The organism is Alloyangia mangrovi (genome assembly GCF_002300555.2).
GTDB lineage: Bacteria > Pseudomonadota > Alphaproteobacteria > Rhodobacterales > Rhodobacteraceae > Salipiger > Salipiger mangrovi.
On sequence record NZ_NTHN02000008.1, the window covers coordinates 1 to 16,982 of the forward strand.

The 16,982-nt window shown below is 64.5% G+C and carries 18 protein-coding genes and 1 pseudogene; 14 read left to right on the forward strand and 5 right to left on the reverse strand.

Going from position 1 to position 16,982, the window contains the following annotated elements; translation table 11 throughout:
• Both CLG85_RS06075 and queA read left to right on the forward strand, forming a co-directional pair.
• Positions 1–813 (forward strand): annotated as a pseudogene (locus CLG85_RS06075) (AsmA-like C-terminal region-containing protein); the annotation flags it as partial.
• A 20-nt stretch (positions 814–833) separates the two neighbouring features.
• Positions 834–1,883: a tRNA preQ1(34) S-adenosylmethionine ribosyltransferase-isomerase QueA gene (queA, locus tag CLG85_RS06080; protein ID WP_095882721.1), complete on the forward strand. Its 1,050-nt coding sequence runs from the start codon at positions 834–836 to the stop codon at positions 1,881–1,883.
• A 9-nt stretch (positions 1,884–1,892) separates the two neighbouring features.
• On the opposite strand, the gene CLG85_RS06085 is transcribed toward queA, so the two are convergent.
• The gene (locus CLG85_RS06085) at positions 1,893–3,185 is read right to left on the reverse strand and encodes a pilus assembly protein TadG-related protein (RefSeq protein ID WP_095882722.1); all 1,293 of its coding nucleotides are present in this window, start codon (positions 3,183–3,185) and stop codon (positions 1,893–1,895) included.
• On the reverse strand, positions 3,185–3,634 hold the full coding sequence (locus tag CLG85_RS06090; protein WP_095882723.1) for a TadE/TadG family type IV pilus assembly protein: 450 nt from the start codon (positions 3,632–3,634) through the stop codon (positions 3,185–3,187). Before CLG85_RS06090 ends, CLG85_RS06085 begins: the two co-directional genes overlap by 1 nt.
• 391 nt (positions 3,635–4,025) lie before the next feature.
• Here CLG85_RS06090 and CLG85_RS06095 point away from each other — a divergent pair, with 391 nt between their 5' ends.
• From CLG85_RS06095 to CLG85_RS06120, 6 genes are all read left to right on the forward strand, one after another.
• Positions 4,026–5,327 (forward strand): MFS transporter, encoded by a 1,302-nt coding sequence (locus CLG85_RS06095; RefSeq protein ID WP_095882724.1) that lies wholly within the window; start codon positions 4,026–4,028, stop codon positions 5,325–5,327.
• A 130-nt stretch (positions 5,328–5,457) separates the two neighbouring features.
• Entirely contained in the window at positions 5,458–6,042 is a 585-nt protein-coding gene (locus CLG85_RS06100) for a DUF924 family protein (RefSeq protein ID WP_095882725.1), read from the forward strand.
• A 235-nt stretch (positions 6,043–6,277) separates the two neighbouring features.
• A complete protein-coding gene (lpdA, locus tag CLG85_RS06105; protein ID WP_095882726.1) occupies positions 6,278–7,672 on the forward strand; it encodes a dihydrolipoyl dehydrogenase in 1,395 nt (464 codons plus the stop codon).
• A gap of 398 nt (positions 7,673–8,070) precedes the next feature.
• Entirely contained in the window at positions 8,071–8,898 is an 828-nt protein-coding gene (locus CLG85_RS06110) for a hypothetical protein (RefSeq protein ID WP_260348575.1), read from the forward strand.
• Between the two features lie 55 nt (positions 8,899–8,953).
• Entirely contained in the window at positions 8,954–9,340 is a 387-nt protein-coding gene (locus CLG85_RS06115; protein WP_260348576.1) for a hypothetical protein, read from the forward strand.
• A gap of 75 nt (positions 9,341–9,415) precedes the next feature.
• Positions 9,416–10,522, forward strand: a complete 1,107-nt coding sequence (locus CLG85_RS06120; RefSeq protein ID WP_095882728.1) for a hypothetical protein — start codon at positions 9,416–9,418, stop codon at positions 10,520–10,522.
• A gap of 375 nt (positions 10,523–10,897) precedes the next feature.
• On the opposite strand, the gene CLG85_RS06125 is transcribed toward CLG85_RS06120, so the two are convergent.
• The 3 genes from CLG85_RS06125 to CLG85_RS06135 all read right to left on the reverse strand — a co-directional run bounded on the left by CLG85_RS06125 (position 10,898) and on the right by CLG85_RS06135 (position 12,477).
• A complete protein-coding gene (locus tag CLG85_RS06125) occupies positions 10,898–11,485 on the reverse strand; it encodes an HD domain-containing protein (RefSeq protein WP_095882729.1) in 588 nt (195 codons plus the stop codon).
• Positions 11,482–11,724 (reverse strand): hypothetical protein, encoded by a 243-nt coding sequence (locus tag CLG85_RS06130; protein ID WP_095882730.1) that lies wholly within the window; start codon positions 11,722–11,724, stop codon positions 11,482–11,484. Before CLG85_RS06130 ends, CLG85_RS06125 begins: the two co-directional genes overlap by 4 nt.
• A 99-nt stretch (positions 11,725–11,823) precedes the next feature.
• Positions 11,824–12,477, reverse strand: coding sequence for an alpha/beta hydrolase (locus CLG85_RS06135; protein ID WP_260348577.1), 654 nt, complete (start codon positions 12,475–12,477; stop codon positions 11,824–11,826).
• 168 nt (positions 12,478–12,645) lie between these two features.
• Between CLG85_RS06135 and CLG85_RS06140 the strand changes: the two genes are divergently transcribed.
• From CLG85_RS06140 to CLG85_RS06165, 6 genes are all read left to right on the forward strand, one after another.
• Positions 12,646–13,158: an Rrf2 family transcriptional regulator gene (locus CLG85_RS06140; protein WP_224849028.1), complete on the forward strand. Its 513-nt coding sequence runs from the start codon at positions 12,646–12,648 to the stop codon at positions 13,156–13,158.
• A gap of 45 nt (positions 13,159–13,203) precedes the next feature.
• Positions 13,204–14,247 (forward strand): cysteine desulfurase family protein, encoded by a 1,044-nt coding sequence (locus CLG85_RS06145; RefSeq protein ID WP_260348578.1) that lies wholly within the window; start codon positions 13,204–13,206, stop codon positions 14,245–14,247.
• A gap of 70 nt (positions 14,248–14,317) precedes the next feature.
• A complete protein-coding gene (sufB, locus tag CLG85_RS06150) occupies positions 14,318–15,838 on the forward strand; it encodes a Fe-S cluster assembly protein SufB (RefSeq protein ID WP_095881887.1) in 1,521 nt (506 codons plus the stop codon).
• A 24-nt stretch (positions 15,839–15,862) separates the two neighbouring features.
• Entirely contained in the window at positions 15,863–16,060 is a 198-nt protein-coding gene (locus CLG85_RS06155; RefSeq protein WP_095881888.1) for a hypothetical protein, read from the forward strand.
• A gap of 10 nt (positions 16,061–16,070) precedes the next feature.
• Positions 16,071–16,388 carry a heavy metal-binding domain-containing protein gene (locus CLG85_RS06160; RefSeq protein ID WP_095881889.1) on the forward strand — a complete coding sequence of 106 codons (318 nt, stop codon included), beginning with the start codon at positions 16,071–16,073 and terminating at the stop codon, positions 16,386–16,388.
• Positions 16,385–16,981, forward strand: a complete 597-nt coding sequence (locus CLG85_RS06165) for a hypothetical protein (protein WP_095881890.1) — start codon at positions 16,385–16,387, stop codon at positions 16,979–16,981. Before CLG85_RS06160 ends, CLG85_RS06165 begins: the two co-directional genes overlap by 4 nt.
• The last annotated feature ends 1 nt before the right edge of the window (position 16,982 follow it).

Consider the following 16,982-nt stretch of genomic DNA (forward strand, 5'->3'; position numbering starts at 1 on the left):
GGATCACCGGCAACGCAGCTCGACATGCGCGGCGCGCCGCTCGGCGCGGCCGGAGGCAGTGGCGGGGGTGGCGGTCCGGTCGAGGTCGCGGTGAACCGCCTGCAGGTCACCGACAAGATCGCGATCGGCAATTTCCAGGGCAAGTTCAGTACGGCCCGTGGCATCAATGGCACGTTCACCGGCGCGGTCGGCGGGCGCGCGCCGATCCAGGGCGACGTTGTCCCTCAGAACGGCGGCACGGCGATCCGCATCCGCGCCCGCGACGCCGGCGACGTGCTGAAGGGCGCGGGCGTCATGCAGAACATCGAGGACGGCACCTTCGATCTGACCCTTGTGCCGGTGCAGGGCAAGAGCGGCGAATACGACGGCGCGCTGAAGATCGAAGGCACCCGGATGCAGAAGAACCCCGCCGTGGTGCAGTTGCTCGACGGGATCAGCGTTGTCGGTATCATCGACCAGCTCAACGGGCCGGGGATCTTCTTTTCCGAGGTCGAGGCGCGCTTCCGCATGACGCCGCAGCAGATCATCCTCACCCGCTCCAGCGCCACCGGCCCCTCGATGGGCATCTCGATGGACGGCTATGCCAACCTCGCCACCGGGATGATGGACATGCAGGGGGTGCTCTCGCCGATCTACGTGATCAACGGCATCGGCCAGCTGTTTTCGCGCAAGGGAGAAGGGCTGATCGGCTTCAATTTCAACCTGCGCGGCCCGGTGGCCGATCCGGCGGTCAGCGTGAACCCGCTTTCGGTCTTCACTCCGGGCATGTTCCGTGACATTTTCCGCCGCCCACCCCCGCAGGTGAGTCAGTAGCGCCAGAGACCTCAAGACCCATGCAGCTTTCCGATTTCGACTTCCCTCTGCCCGAGGACCTCATCGCCACGCGCCCGGCGCATCCGCGCTCCTCGGCGCGGCTGCTGGTGGCCGAGGGCGAGACGATCACCGACGCCATCGTGCGCGACCTCACCGACTGGCTGCGCCCCGGCGACCGGCTCGTGCTGAACGACACCAAGGTGATCCCCGCCCGGCTCTCGGGGCTGCGGCACCGATCGAGCGCGCAGGGCGAGACCGAGGCGCGGATCGAGATCACCCTGCTCGAGCCGCGTGCGGGCGGGCTCTGGGCGGCGCTGGTGAAGCCTCTGAAGAAGCTGCGCGAGGGCGAGACGGTGGTTCTGTCCGAACGGCTCTCTGCGACGCTGGAGGCGCGCGAGGAGGGGCAGGGCCTTTTCCGCTTCAACCTGACCGGGGAGGATTTCGACGCCGCTCTGGCCGAGGCCGGGGCGATGCCGCTGCCGCCCTACATCGCCGCCAAGCGCGCTGCCGACGAGCAGGACAAGGAAGACTACCAGACCGTCTGGGCGCGGACTTCGGGCGCCGTCGCCGCCCCCACCGCCTCGCTGCACTTCGATGCGCCGCTGCTGGCGGCGCTGAAGGACAGGGGCATCGAATTCACCCATGTCACGTTGCACGTCGGCGCGGGCACCTTCCTGCCGGTGAAGGTCGATGACGTGACAACCCACAAGATGCACGGCGAATGGGGTGAGGTGACAGACTCCGCCGCCGCCGAGATCGCCGCCACCAAGGCCGCGGGCGGTCGGGTCATCCCCGTCGGCACCACGGCGCTGCGGCTAATCGAGACCGCGGCGCGCGAGAGCGGCGCGATCGCGCCCTGGACCGGGGTGACCGACATCTTCATCTACCCCGGCTTCGAGTTCCACGTCGCCGACGCGCTGATGACCAACTTCCACCTGCCGAAGTCGACGCTGATGATGCTGGTCGCGGCCTTCATGGGCAAGGCGCGGATGGACAGGGTCTATGCCCATGCGCTGGCCGAACGGTACAGGTTCTTCTCCTACGGCGACGCCTCGCTTCTGATCCCGTGAAGGAGGACCTCAGCGCAGTGTCACCGTGTCGCCGTTCAGCAGGGTGGTCGCGTTGAGGCATATCGGCAGGAGCTGCAGATCCGTGGTGATCTCGGAGATGTCTTGCACCAGCGGGTTCACCACGCTCCCGAGGAAATCGAGCGTGTCGTGCAGCAGCCCGCCGGTGTCCGCCACCGTCTGGTCGAGGTACTGACCCAGCGGCGAGTCGGTCGAGACCAGTGCGGGAATGCCCGCCACCGCATCGAGATCGGCAAAGAGCAGCACCTTGACCCCGTCGCCGGGCGCGCAGGCGGGCGAGCCGGTGAGGACACTGTCAGGTCTCACGCTCAGCTCGTCGAGATCGCGCACCAGCGAAAACAGGTTCGACACGACGAGGCTGGCGCGCAGCGAGACCTCGCCTTCGAAACGGATCGGGCACTCCGAGAAGATCGCCGCGTTCTGCACCACGAAGCCGTCGCCCAGCCGAAGCACCTCGCCGGCATCGCAGTCGATGTAGACACTGCCGTCGCTGATCACCCGGATGTCATCGAGATCGCGGATGTGGATGTTCTGCGTGGCGGTGCGCGCGACGTCCTCGAGGTCGTGTCGGCTGAGCGTCTCGAGGCCGAAGAGATCGAGACGGGGCAGGTTGAGCCCCTCGGCAATCAGCTTGCCGATCAGCTTGTCGGTTTCATCGGTCCGCCAAAGCGGGACATCGCCGTAATCGACGCCGGCATTGGCCATGAGGCAGATACCGACAAAGAGATCGAGCTCCGAGATATCGGCCCGCGCCTGCAGCGACAGCAATGGGGCAGGGCAGTCGAGCGCGCCGCGGGTGCGGATCTGCGCGACGGCCCGGCCCTGGATATTCCAAGGGTCATAACCGAAAAGGCCGACGAAATGCAGCGGCTCGGGATTGCCGTGCGCGAAATCGCGGTTGAGCGTGACGCGCACTGCGTCGGTCGGCGTCTGGTTGGGAATGAAGGCGCCGCTCTCGGGATCGCGCCGGCCGATTTCGAAGCTGCCGTCGTGCCACGCATTCTCGAGCCTCGCGGTGCGCAATCCGTCTCCGGCGATCCGTTCCGCAACCCTGCGCGGCGTGTCGAGCGCGATCGGTTCAGAGGCGCGGATCGCGGCACTCAGCGCCGCCGCTTCCGCAGTGGACTGCAGGATCTCGCGCACCCGCCAGGCATTCGCGGAGTCCACCGCGGCGCCGCCGGCAAGCACCCCGACAACCAGCAGGAAGAGGGCGTAGACGGTGCCGCCGCCATCCTCTTCCCCGAGCAGCCTGGCGGCGCGCGCCCGCGCGTGCCGGGCGGCCATCAGTTCGGCTCCCGCAGCATGGCGACCGAGACGTTAAGGTCCCCGACCAGGTAGCGTCCCATGACCGGGGTCAGCGAGGCCTCGGGGCCGGCAAGGGTAACCCGCGCGTCGACCTCATCGCGGCTGGTCTCGACCGCGATGCGATAGGGCGCATTGCGGAACAGCAGCCGGTCCCTGAGGTAATCGTCGGCCTGGTCGGGCAGCACCCGGTGCAGCGATACGGCGCGTGCGGTTTCGCGTGCGGCATTCCACATGCTCGCGTTCAGGACCATCATGAATGCAAAGTCCAGGATCAGCGCGAGCATGAAAATCATGGCGGGCGCCCAGATTGCGACCTCGACTGTGAGCGACCCTTCCTCGTCGCCGACGAAGTCCTTCGCAAAGAGTTTTTTCGAGGGAAGTCGAGAAATCGTGCCGGTTCTGGCAATACCTATCGTGCGCGTCGTCATGGCGAGCGCCCCCTATACTGGTTCCTCCTCCGGCGGGGAAACTCGTCCCGCCCCAATTTGATTTTCGCCGGAATCTTGCCAATATTGTGGCAATCTTTTTGTGCTTATCCAAATTATGCATATTGGATGCGCGTTTTTGGAAATAGTTTGGGTTAAATTATTGCAAAATATAGATTAAAGAAAATCTGCTCACGGTTGGAAGAAAGTGCGTTTTCTCGCTCTCTTCGCGGCGCACGCGTCCATCTGTGCTTCCGGCCACTGGAGGGTACATGCCCAAAATCGCGGCAATTCGCGAAGCCTCTTGCGCATGGGGCGCGTGACAGGCAGGGCAGGGACGAAGGCAGAATCGACGCCGCGCCTTGCGATCAGATTGGGACAAAGGGTCTGACCTATGACTGAGGTTCTGAAACACTCCTGGGCGCTGCTGCTCGGGGTCATGCTGCTGATGGTCGGCAACGGCTTGCAGGGCTCGCTGCTTGGCGTGCGCGGCAGTGGCGCCGGCTTCTCGGCCTTTTCCATGTCCATGGTGATGGCGGGCTACTTCGCCGGCTTCCTGCTGGCGTCGCGGGTCACCCCGGGGATGATCCGACGGGTCGGCCACGTGCGGGTCTTCGCCGCGCTCGGCTCGTTCATCTCGGCGGTGCTGATCCTTTATCCGGCCTTCCCGCATCCCATCGTCTGGACCATCGAGCGCATGGTCATCGGCTTTTGCTACTGCGGCGTCTACGTGACCGCCGAGAGCTGGCTGAACAACGCCTCGTCGAACGAGAACCGCGGCCAGGCGCTCTCGGCCTACATGATCGTGCAGATGGTCGGCATCATCGGTGCGCAGATGCTGCTGCTGGTTCCAGATCCCTCGGGCTTCCTGCTTTTCGTGATCCCCTCGGTGCTGGTCTCCATCGCCTTCGCCCCCATTCTGCTGTCGATCACGCCGACCCCGGCCTTCGACACCACCCGCCCGATGAGCCTGCGCGAACTCTACACGGTCTCGCCGCTCGGCATGGTGGGGATGTTCCTGCTCGGCGGGGTCTTCGCCTCCCAGTTCGGCATGGCGGCAGTCTACGGCTCGGAAGCGGGGATGACGCTGGCGCAGATCTCGACCTTCGTCGCGACCTTCTACGTCGGTGCGCTGGTCACCCAGTATCCGCTGGGCTGGCTGTCGGACCGGATGGACCGACGCGTGCTGGTGGTGATCGTGGCGCTGGTCGGCGGTCTTGCCGCGGCGGCGGCGGTCTCGCTGTCGGGGCACTTCACCGTGCTTCTCGCCGCGGCCTTCCTGATCGGCGGCGCGTCCAACCCGCTTTATTCGATCCTGATCGCCCACACCAACGACTATCTCGGCACCGATCGCATGGCGGCGGGCTCGGCCGGGTTGCTGTTCATCAACGGGCTTGGCGCCATCGCCGGCCCGCTGATCTCCGGCTACGCGATGGAGACCATGGGGCCGGGCGGCTTCTTCGTGCTGATCTCGGCGCTTATGCTTGGGCTCACCGCCTATGCCGGCTGGCGCATGACCCAGCGCCCGGCGCCGATCTCGGACGATGCCGCCAGTGTCACGGCCGTCGGACCGGTGTCCTCGCCCGTCGCGGTGGAGGTGGCGCAGGAAGTGGCCATCGAGGCGCAGGAGGCGGCCGAGGCGGAAGCCGAAGAGGCCGCGCGTCTCGAAGCCGGTGGCGCGCCGATCTCCCGCTGATTGCCCATTTCTTGAGCGTTGCGCGAAGGAAGCAGGGAATGTCGCAATTGACAGAAATTGTGACTTCGCCTTGCGGCATGGGCGCATGTAACCTTTCAGTGACAACGGCGTGGCACGTAAGGATGGAACGATGAAAGCCCCCGAAGACATTCTGGCATTCTGGCTCGACGAGACCGGGCCCGAGCAATGGTACAAGGCGGACGAGGCGCTAGACGCCGAGATCCGCTCCCGGTTCGAGGAAACCTGGGACGGCGCGATGGAAGGACGGTTCGGCCTCTGGCTCACCTATCCCAGCGGCGCGCTGGCCTATATCCTCCTGCTCGACCAGTTCTCTCGCAACATGTTCCGCGGCAGCGCCAAGGCGTTTTCCGCGGATGCGGTCGCCCTGGCTGCGGCGAAGCAGGCGATCTGGCGCGGTTGGGACATGAAGATCGACGAGCCCGCGCGGCAGTTCTTCTACCTGCCGCTGATGCACTCCGAGAATCTCTGCGACCAGGAGCGCTGCATCCGCCTGATGAAGGAGCGGCTGCCCGAGACCGGCGCCTCCAACCTGCTGCACGCGCGGGCACACCGCGAGGTGATCCGCGAGTACGGGCGTTTCCCGACCCGCAACGAGGCGCTTGCGCGCGCGACCACCACGCCGGAAAGCGGCTACCTGCAGGGCGGCGGCTACGGCGAAGTGCTGCGCCGGCTGCAGGCGGTCGAAGCGGCCTAAGCACATTACAACAAGATCATGAAGGGCCCGCGCGATCGTATCGCGCGGGCCCTTCGCATGGATGCCGTCGGGGGTGTCCACGGCGGCTTGCGCATTTGCTTCCGGCCCGCCACCCTGCCCTGGGTCCGGTCATGCCCTAGATGACCGGGCGGAAGGCGATCTTTTGCGGGGTGGCGTTGAAGCTCCGTAGGGGATGGTTTAATATCAAACTAATTTGACTCGGCGGGAGAGAGCCATGGCTTCGCAAAGCTTCGACATGATCGTCATCGGTGCAGGACCCGGGGGCTATGTCGCCGCCATCCGCGGCGCGCAGCTCGGCCTGAAGGTGGCCGTGGTGGAACGCGAGCACATGGGCGGCATCTGCCTCAACTGGGGCTGCATTCCGACCAAGGCGCTGCTGCGCAGCTCGGAGATCTACCACTTCATGCAGCGCGCCAAGGACTACGGGCTGACCGCCGAGAAGATCGGCTACGATCTCGATGCGGTGGTCAAGCGTTCGCGCGGCGTTGCCAAGCAGCTGAACTCCGGCGTCACCCACCTGCTGAAGAAGAACAAGGTCACCGCCTTCATGGGCGAGGCGACGATCCCCGCCAAGGGCAAGGTCACCGTCAAGACCGACAAGGGCACCGAGGAGCTGACCGCGAAGAATATCGTCATCGCCACCGGCGCCCGTGCCCGCGAGCTGCCCGGGCTCGAGGCCGACGGCGATTGCGTCTGGACCTACAAGCACGCGCTGGTGCCGAGCCGCATGCCGAAGAAGCTGCTGGTCATCGGCTCGGGTGCCATCGGCATCGAGTTCGCCAGCTTCTACAACACGCTCGGCGCCGACACGACGGTGGTCGAGGTGATGGATCGCATCCTGCCGGTGGAGGATGAGGAGATCTCGAAATTCGCCAAGAAGCAGTTCGAGAAGCAGGGCATGACCATCCGCGAGAAGACCATGGTCAAGCACCTCGACCGCGCCAAGGGCAAGGTCACCGCGCATATCGAGCAGAACGGCAAGACCACCAAGGAAGAGTTCGACACGGTGATCTCGGCGGTCGGCATCGTCGGCAACACCGAGGGGCTGGGCCTCGAGGCGCTCGGCGTGAAGGTCGAGCGCACCCATGTGGTGGTGGACAAGCACTGCCGCACCGGCATCGAGGGTGTCTATGCCATCGGCGACATCGCCGGCGCGCCCTGGCTGGCACACAAGGCGTCGCATGAAGGCGTCATGGTGGCCGAGCTGATCGCCGGCGGCCACCCGCACGCAGTCGAGCCCTCGTCGATCGCCGGCTGCACCTACTGCCACCCGCAGGTTGCCTCGGTTGGCCTGACCGAGGCCAAGGCCAAGGAAGCCGGCTACAAGATCAAGGTCGGCCGCTTCCCCTTCATCGGCAACGGCAAGGCGATCGCGCTCGGCGAGCCCGAAGGCATGGTCAAGACGATCTTCGACGAGAAGACCGGCGAGCTCCTCGGGGCCCACATGGTCGGCGCGGAAGTCACCGAGCTGATCCAGGGCTACGTGGTCGGTCGCCAGCTCGAGACCACCGAGGAGGACCTGATGAACACCGTCTTCCCCCACCCGACGCTGTCGGAGATGATGCACGAAAGCGTGCTCGACGCCTACGGCCGCGCGATCCACTTCTGAGATCGCCGCAGGCTCCAGAACTCGAAAGGGCGCCCGCGAGAGTGACGCATTCCGCCCGGTGGGACACAATCACAACCAAGCCTGTCGCGGAAACGCGGCAGGCTATTGTTTTACTTGAAGATTTTAACGCCGACTGAGGTCTGCCTGGCCAAAGAAGTGCGAGAAAAAAAGTCTCGCAGAGATCTGGCAGATCCCCTCCAGAAGCTATTCGAGCCTTTTCGGCTCTTTTTTTCTTCTGTTTCAGAACATAGAGCCAATATTCTTGTACCGCAAGCTTGACCGTTCTCCCCGGAGAACAAGCGGAGAATTCCGCATCGTGAGACTCCTAACCCCGCGGAAAATCTGCTCTTTGGTCGGGAAAACGACTCGAGGCGGAACCGCGAAAGACGAGGTTCCGAATGGCAAGTTTGGCGACTTTCAACTTCAAGCTGTCCCAGCTCTATCCGGGCGCGGGCAAGTATCATCTCAACACCTGCGCCAATCCGGATTGCTCCAACTTCGGGCAGCCCCTGACGGACTCGGCAGCGCGCAGGAAAACCTGGAACGAGACCCGCCCCGACCTTACGCTGGAGCAGCTTGATATCGTGGCGAAGCACGGTCCGGGCGCCTACAAGCTCTCCGGTGCGGACAAGAAACACCGAAGGGTAAGTTGCGCCTTCCAGTATCAGCGCGCCCCTCATGTATGGGCCGATCAGCGAACAGTGCGTTGTCAGGGACATACCTCCGAGGGAAAGGTCTGCAACAGCGCCTTCTCCATCAAATCGCCGGCGCATCTCGATGAGGAAGTTGCCCGCCTCCGCAATCACAACGGCATCCTGGATGGTCCCGCATGTGGTGCCTGTGGCACCCGCTTCCTTGCTGCGCCGGAGGATTTCTCGCTGAATGGGGCACATCAGCGGATCCGCGACAGCAAGGGCAAGGCCATGAAGAAGAAGGCCACACCGAAGGCCGTCCGGGTCTTGCACAAACCCTGCAAAGGCAAGAAGGGTGCTCGGTTCTCAATCTCGCTGCCGCACGCGGGGCAAAAGACGACGTCGGACAACCTGCGCATTCTCGGGGCGGTGCTGAACAGTGCCGGGATCACCGACATACAGCGCATGCTGGGCACCGCTGCGACCGGCAAGGCGATCGGCTTTTCGCGGATCTATGATCGCATCGCCTGGTTGGAGGAAGTGTTTCTGGCCTACGAGCGCGAGATGCTCCGCCGTTGGCGGGAAAAAAATTGAACGTAGCGGTCAGCAGGTAGAGCACTGCCTGAGTCACGACGATATGGTCCTCTCCGTGAACTGGGAGACGGCCACCGATCAGCGTATCACGCAGCTCAACTGCGCCATCACGGCCGACGCGAAAAGCGGGTATGTATATCGAATGGATGTCGATTTCGACCCACGCGTCAAACCCCTCGACCTCTTCAACCAGACCTACACCGACGGCCAGGGAGGTCCGAAGAACCTCTCGGAGAGCTATCCCGGCAGCAAGTTCGAAACTGCGCCAAAGTTTTCCTGGCAGAGGCCGACCGGGCGCCTACATGAGCCACAGTTCTTCGCTGCCTGCGTCAATGAACTGGAGGCCTTCCGTGTGCGGGCCCGACGCCGGATGCCGAAAAGGTCGAAAGCCGATGCCAACGCCAGGGACGATCTCACCGTCCGCGTGAACGGAATGAAGTAGGACATCCGCGTTATCGCCGAAGACTGTTTCGGATTCCCTGCGGACACCGAGGCCGAACGCGGCTCTTTCAAGGGCATGACCACCGACGACTTCTATACGAAGGCCGCGCACTTCGTCCTTCTGCGTGAGATGCTACCGAAGGGGCGGATTGTCCTGACGACCGAGCTGGAAGCCACACTCCCGAATGTGATTCCGCATGTATTCGAAGAGGAGATCCGGGCGGACCGCTTCGTTTGGCTGGCGATGAAGTTCAAGAAGAAGACAACGAAGCCCGAGAAGCTCGGGAAGGTAAAAGCATACAAGAAGGACCGTCGTCAGTTCCACAACGAAGGCATGTATGCCGGTCGCTTCTCCATGGAGACTGATGCCCGCACCGTCACAGAAGCTTATATCGCGGACCATATGGCACCTGCGCTGCGTGGAACCGGCCCGTATCCCGGGTCGAACTACCGGATCCCAGTATTTCCGAAGCTCTGGGTGTCCGCGCCGACACAAGCGAGCGGAGAGCTCGACAAGGTCGTCGGGTTCCCCATCCTCCCGCGTCACTTGCGTCGGGAGCTGAAGAACATCCCATTCGCAGGTCCGCTCGATGCCGATGTTCGTGGGGAGCTCGCGCCGTGGGTCTACAAAGCGACTCTGCAACCGGCGAGCACATTCATGAACTCGCTCCGCGAGCGCCTTAGCCTGGCGGACAGGGCAGGCAGCGGAGGCGCTCGGATCGGCGGTTCCTACGTCCAGGGCGCAATCTTCAATCCTGCGATGCTGATCTCGATCATCAACATCTTCCGGATCAACTACAACTTCTTCGAGCCAAGGGTTTATACGCCACCATACGAAGAGATCGACGACTTCGTGAAGGCAGGAAAGCTGATGCCACGCGCCCTCCGCATCCCAGGGACAGGCGAGTATGTCCAGCTTCCGCCCCGCGCCAGGCGCTCACCACAAAAGCGCACGCCGGCAATGCGCCACGGCATGGATACCAGAAAGCTCCGGAAGGGTGGAGGCGAAGATGTGCCTGATCTCTACCGCTTGCTCTATCGGCCTTGGCTTTATGCCGGCACGAAGGTGGGCGCCAAGCTGGACCGGTCGTGGCAGGCTCCTGCCTCCCAAACAATAAACCTACCCGAAGACGACACCCGAGAGACACAAGTCGTGCCGATTTCCGAGTTTTTGGGGATTTGAGCCGACTTGTTGCCCGACGAGGAGATGACCGCGGCCCTGACCTTATCCAGCGACAGCCCATCATCTTGCAAAAAGTGCATCTCTCACCACAAGAAATGGCCGCGATGGTTCTCATCGCGGCCATTCGTTTCAGAGTCAGTCTCTAAGCAGAGTGTCCCACCGCGGGGAATGCGTCACCGCGAGAGGCGCCCTTTTTCATGGGGCGGCGTTTGTCGGGGGGGGCGTCGAGGGGGCTCTGCCCCCGTCCGCTGCGCGGACTCCCCCGGGATATTTGGACCTAGAAGAATGGGAGCGGTCCGCGGTTCTTCTAGGCGGAAATATCCCGGGGGTGAATTCGCCGCAGGCGAAGAGGGGGCAGCGCCCCCGGCCGTGCAGTCAGTGCGAGAGGCGCGCGAGAAAGGCCTCGACCTTCGGTGCCAGCCAGTCCCAGAGCTTTGGTGCGCCGCTCTTGATCTTGGGTGCCATCTTCTTCTCGAAGACCGGCCAGGTGACCTTGTAGTCGACCCAGGAGCCGCCCTGCGTGACGAGGTTCATGTTCGGCGGCTGGAAGCGGTCCACCGATTTGGCAAAGCGCGCGTCGGGGGTCTCGTTGGCCTCGAACTCGTCCCAGAGCGCGCGCAGCGCGGCGCCCTGGTCGGCGGGCAGCAGGCCGAAGAGCCGGTCGGCGGCGGCGGCTTCCTCGGCCTCCTTGGCGGTCTCGTCGACCTCGCCGAAGAACGGGTTGTCGCCAGCGTCGATCTCGACGAGATCGTGCAGCAGCAGCATCTTGATGACGCGCTCGATGGTCACACCCTCGGGGGCGTGCTCGCCCAGCACCAGCGCGAAGAGCGCCAGGTGCCAGCTGTGCTCGGCGGAGTTTTCGAAGCGTGCGCCGTCCGAGGTCTTGGTGGCGCGGGTCACCGCCGAGAGTCGCCCTGCCTCGATGAGGAAGGCCATTTGCGCGTCGAGACGTTCGGTGCTCATGCCTGTGGCTCCCCGGTTCCGCCGGTCTTGGCGGCGTTCAGCCGCTCGACGAGGAAGGCCCGCGCCCGGCGCTCGGCGAGGCGGACGCGGATCGAGGTGAGATAAGCCTCTTCGAGCGTTGTGGAGGAAGCGCCGATGACCTTCGCGACTTCCATGAAGAAGCGCTCGTCGCCGGTGAGCTTCATCACCTTGAACGTGTCCTCGGCCAGCTTGTCTGCCAGCTCCTGGGTGAGGTTCATGGGCGCTCCTCTCGGTCCTGTGGTCTTGGCGTTGGGTCGGTCGGCCGCAACGGGCGGCGGACATGCAAAGGCCGGCGCGGGGCCGGCCTTAAGGCTGTTTCAGCGGGTGGTCTCGGTCAGGCGCCGCTTCACGTAGCCGGTGACGCTGTCGATCATCGTTTCCATGTGCGGCTCTTCGAAGAAGTGCCCGGCACCCTCGACCTGCTCGTGGGTGATGGTGATGCCCTTCTGTTCCTTGAGCTTGTTCACCAGCGTCGTGGTGTCCGCGGGCGGGGCCACGCGGTCATTGGAGCCGTTGATGATCAGCCCAGAGGAGGGGCAGGGCGCGAGGAACGAGAAATCATACATGTTGGCCGGCGGCGAGACCGAGACAAAGCCGGTGATCTCGGGGCGGCGCATCAGCAGCTGCATGCCGATCCAGGCGCCGAAGGAGAAGCCTGCGACCCAGCAATGCTTGGAATTGTTGTTCATCGACTGCAGGTAGTCGAGTGCCGAGGCGGCATCCGAAAGCTCGCCGATGCCCTGGTCGTATTCGCCCTGGCTCCGCCCCACGCCGCGGAAATTGAACCGCAGCACGGTGAATCCCATGTTGTAGAAGGCGTAGTGAAGGTTATAGACGACCTTGTTGTTCATCGTCCCGCCGAACTGCGGATGCGGGTGCAGGACGATGGCGATGGGGGCGTCGTTGTCTTTTTGCGGATGATAGCGGCCTTCGAGGCGGCCTTCGGGTCCGGGAAAAATGACCTCGGGCATCGGGCGGAAGTGCTCCTGATCGGTGTGCGCGAAATTGTTGACGAAATTTCTGCGGCACTTTAGAACGTTTCTAAATCCCGTGTGGGCACGGGAGAGGGCTTGATTGCAGATATGCAATTGCCCGGTCAAGGTCAATCGGTTGGGCGCGAAGGTGCCCGGGAGGCATGCGTGAAGCTGAGCACCAAGGGGCGTTACGCGATGGTCGCGCTGGTCGACATCGCCCTTCAGCCCGAAGGCGACCTGGTGACGCTGGGGGATATCTCCAGGCGCCAGGACATTTCCCTGCCGTATCTCGAGCAGCTCTTCGTGAAGCTGCGGCGCGCGGGGCTCGTCGCCTCGGTGCGCGGGCCCGGCGGCGGCTACCGCCTGGCGCGCACGCCCGACCAGATCCGCGTGGTCGACGTGCTGGCGGCGGTCGACGAGACCGTCGATGCGATGCACAAGGGCGCCGGCGCCTCGGGCGGGGCCTCGGGCAGCCGGGCACAATCGCTGTCGAACCGGCTGTGGCAATCGCTCTCGGCACACGTCTACGTCTACCTGCACCAGGCGCGGCTCTCGGATGTGGTCGGCAATGCGCTGGCGCCCTGTCCGGCGGTGCCCTCGCTCTTTGCCATCGTCGACGAGCCTGTCTCCGACGAGGAGCGGGAAGAGATCGAAGACATTCTCTCGGATGAGAGCTGATCCCGGCGCGGCGTGAAACCTGAACAAGATGAAAGAGGAGGCGGCGTGACGCGGGCCTATCTCGACTGGAATGCCACGGCGCCGCTGCGCTCCGAGGCGAAGGACGCGATGATCGCGGCGATGCACCTCGTGGGGAACCCCTCGTCGGTCCACGCCGAGGGGCGCGCGGCCAAGGGGCTGATGGAAAAGGCGCGGGCGCAGGTCGCCTCGGCGCTTGGCGCCGACGGCGCCGACGTGGTCTTCGTCTCGGGCGCCACCGAGGCTGCGGCGCTGGCCTGCGCCGGGCGGGGGCTGCGCGGCGCCGACATCGAGCATGATGCCATGGCGGCCTGGCTGACCTGCGATTTGGCGGTGGACGGGCAGGGGCGGGTCACCGTCAACGATCCGGCGGTCACCGCGCTGCAGGCGGCGAACTCCGAAACCGGGGTGGTGCAGGAATTGCCGCAGGGCCTTGCGGTGGTCGATGCCACGCAGGTCTTCGGCAAGCTGCCCTTCGCCTTCAACTGGTCCGGCGCGCAGATGGCCATCGTCTCGGCGCACAAGCTGGGCGGGCCCAAGGGAATCGGCGCGCTGGTGATGAAGCGTGGCACCGACCTGCCGCCGCAGATGAAGGGCGGAGGCCAGGAGATGGGCCGCCGCGCCGGCACCGAGAACCTGATCGGCATAGCGGGATTTGGCGCAGCGGCGGAGGCGGCCGCGCGCGATCTGGCCGATGACGTATGGACAGGAATCGAAAAACTTAGAACAATTCTAGAAAACGCTATTGCGGCTGCCGCTCCAGAGACTATTTTTGTCGGGAATGGTGCGCCGCGCCTGCCGAACACCTCCTGCTTCGCGCTGCCGGGCTGGAAGGGCGAGACGCAAGTGATGCAGATGGACCTCGCCGGTTTCGCGATTTCAGCGGGGTCGGCCTGTTCCAGCGGCAAGGTCCGCGCCTCCCGCGTGCTGCGGGCAATGGGATTTGATGACGACGTGGCCGGCTGCGCGATCCGCGTGAGCCTGGGCCCGACGACACGGGAAGAGGACGTGCTGCGCTTCGCCGAAGCTTGGGCACGCCAGTATCGGAAGAAATACGCGCCGGGGCTCTGAGCCGTGCGCGTCACCGGAAACGCAGGGCGGCGCGCGGCGCTTGCCCCGGGACGACAGGAGATAAAGGCTGATGGCAGCTTTTGACAACATCACCGTGAAGGAAGGTGTCGAGCAGGAGACCGTGGACGCGGTCGAGGCCGTCTCGACCTACAAGTACGGCTGGGATACCGACATCGAGATGGAATATGCGCCGATGGGCCTCAGCGAGGACATCGTGCGTCTGATCTCGGAAAAGAACGAAGAGCCCGAGTGGATGACCGAGTGGCGCCTCGAGGCCTACCGCCGCTGGCTGACCAAGGAAGAGCCCACCTGGGCGATGGTCGACTACCCCAAGATCGACTTCCAGAAGCAGTATTATTACGCCCGTCCGAAAAGCTTCGAGACCAAGCCGCAGTCGCTGGACGAGGTCGATCCCAAGCTGCTCGCCACCTATGAGAAGCTCGGCATCCCGCTCAAGGAGCAGATGATCCTTGCCGGCGTCGAAGGTGCCGAGGACGCGCCTGCCGAGGGCCGCAAGGTCGCCGTCGACGCGGTCTTCGACTCCGTTTCCGTGGGCACCACCTTCCAGAAGGAACTCGAGAAGGCGGGGGTGATCTTCTGCTCGATCTCCGAAGCGATCAAGAAGCATCCGGAACTGGTCAAGAAGTACCTCGGCTCGGTCGTTCCGGTGTCGGACAACTTCTACGCCACGCTGAACTCGGCGGTCTTCTCGGATGGCTCCTTCGTCTACGTGCCGCCGGGCGTGCGCTGCCCGATGGAGCTGTCGACCTATTTCCGCATCAACGCCGAGAACACCGGCCAGTTCGAGCGGACGCTGATCATCGCGGACAAGGGCTCCTACGTGTCCTACCTCGAGGGCTGCACCGCGCCCAAGCGCGACACCGCGCAGCTGCACGCGGCCGTGGTCGAGATCATCGTCGAGGAAGACGCCGAGGTGAAATACTCGACCGTCCAGAACTGGTTCCCCGGCGATGAGAACGGCAAGGGCGGCATCTACAACTTCGTCACCAAGCGGGCCGACTGCCGTGGTGACCGCGCCAAGGTGATGTGGACCCAGGTCGAGACCGGCTCGGCCGTGACCTGGAAGTATCCGTCCTGCATCCTGCGCGGCAATGAAAGCCAGGGCGAGTTCTACTCGATCGCCATCGCCAACAACCACCAGCAGGCCGACACCGGCACCAAGATGATCCACCTTGGCAAGGACACCAAGAGCCGGATCGTCTCGAAGGGCATCTCGGCGGGCGTGGCGCAGAACACCTACCGGGGCCTCGTGTCGATGCACCCGAAGGCGAAGAACTCGCGCAACTACACCCAGTGCGACAGCCTGCTGATCGGCGACAAGTGCGGGGCCCACACGGTTCCCTACATCGAGGTGAAGAACAACTCCTCGCGCTGCGAGCACGAGGCGACCACCTCGAAGGTGGACGACGAGCAGCTCTTCTACTGCCGCCAGCGCGGCATGGACGAGGAAGAGGCGGTGGCCCTGGTGGTCAACGGCTTCTGCAAGGAAGTGCTGCAGGCGCTGCCCATGGAGTTCGCCATGGAAGCCCAGCAGCTCGTCGCCATCTCGCTCGAAGGCTCGGTGGGCTAAGGCCCGCCGCAGGGGAGACGCCGGATGCTGCAACAGCTGGTGCTTCAATCCGCCGGGGCGGCCATCGGCATCTTTCTGGGTGCCTTGATCGGTCTGGGCGTGCGCAAGCGGAAGGGCAATTCCGAGGGGCTTCTGGCCGGCTCGGTGCTGCTCACCGCCTGCGCGGCCGGCGGGCTCGCGCTCGTCACCCTGACCGCGATCCGTTACTTCGCGCAGAGCTGAGAGCGCCGAGATGATCATCACCACCACCCCGAGCGTCGAAGGCCACCGCATCACGTCCTACAAGGGCGTGGTCGTGGGCGAGGCGATCATGGGGGCCAACGTGGTGCGCGATCTCTTTGCGCGGGTCACCGATGTCATCGGCGGGCGCTCCGGCGCCTACGAGGCCAAGCTGCAGGATGCCCGTGACGTGGCGATGCGCGAACTCAAGGAGCGCGCCATCGCACTCGGGGCGAACGCGGTGGTCGGCGTCGATCTCGACTACGAGGTCGTGGGCGATTCGATGCTCATGGTCTCGGTGTCGGGCACGGCGGTGGTGATCACGCCATGACCGGGCTGCTGGCCCGGCCCGAGCTGACCCTGCCCGAGGCAGAGGCGGCGCTGCTGCGCGACGAATACGCGCGGGCGGCGGTGATCCTCGAGTACGGCTCGGGCGGCTCGACCGTGCTGGCCGGAGAGATGCCCGGCAAGACCGTCTTCACGGTCGAGTCGGACAAGGACTGGGCGCAGATGATGCGCCGCTGGTTCGCCGAGACCCCGCCTGCCGCGGGGACCGAGGTGGACGTTATCTGGTCCGACATCGGGCCGACCAAGGAATGGGGCCACCCGGTCGACGAGATCGAGTGGCGCAGCTTCCCGGAGTACCCGCTGAAGGTCTGGGAGCTGTCCGAGTTCCGCCAGCCGGACGTGGTGCTGGTGGATGGCCGCTTTCGCGAGGGCTGCGCGCTTGCCGCCGCCTTCCTGACCGAGAAACCGCTGGTGCTGCTCTTCGACGACTACGCACCGCGGGCGCACTATCACAAGGTCGAGCACTGGCTCGGCCGACCGCAAATGACCGGGCGCATGGCCCGGTTCGAGATCGTCCCACAGGCCTTCCCGGTGAAGGATCTGCTGCGGATCATGAAACTGACCGTGCGGCCCTGAC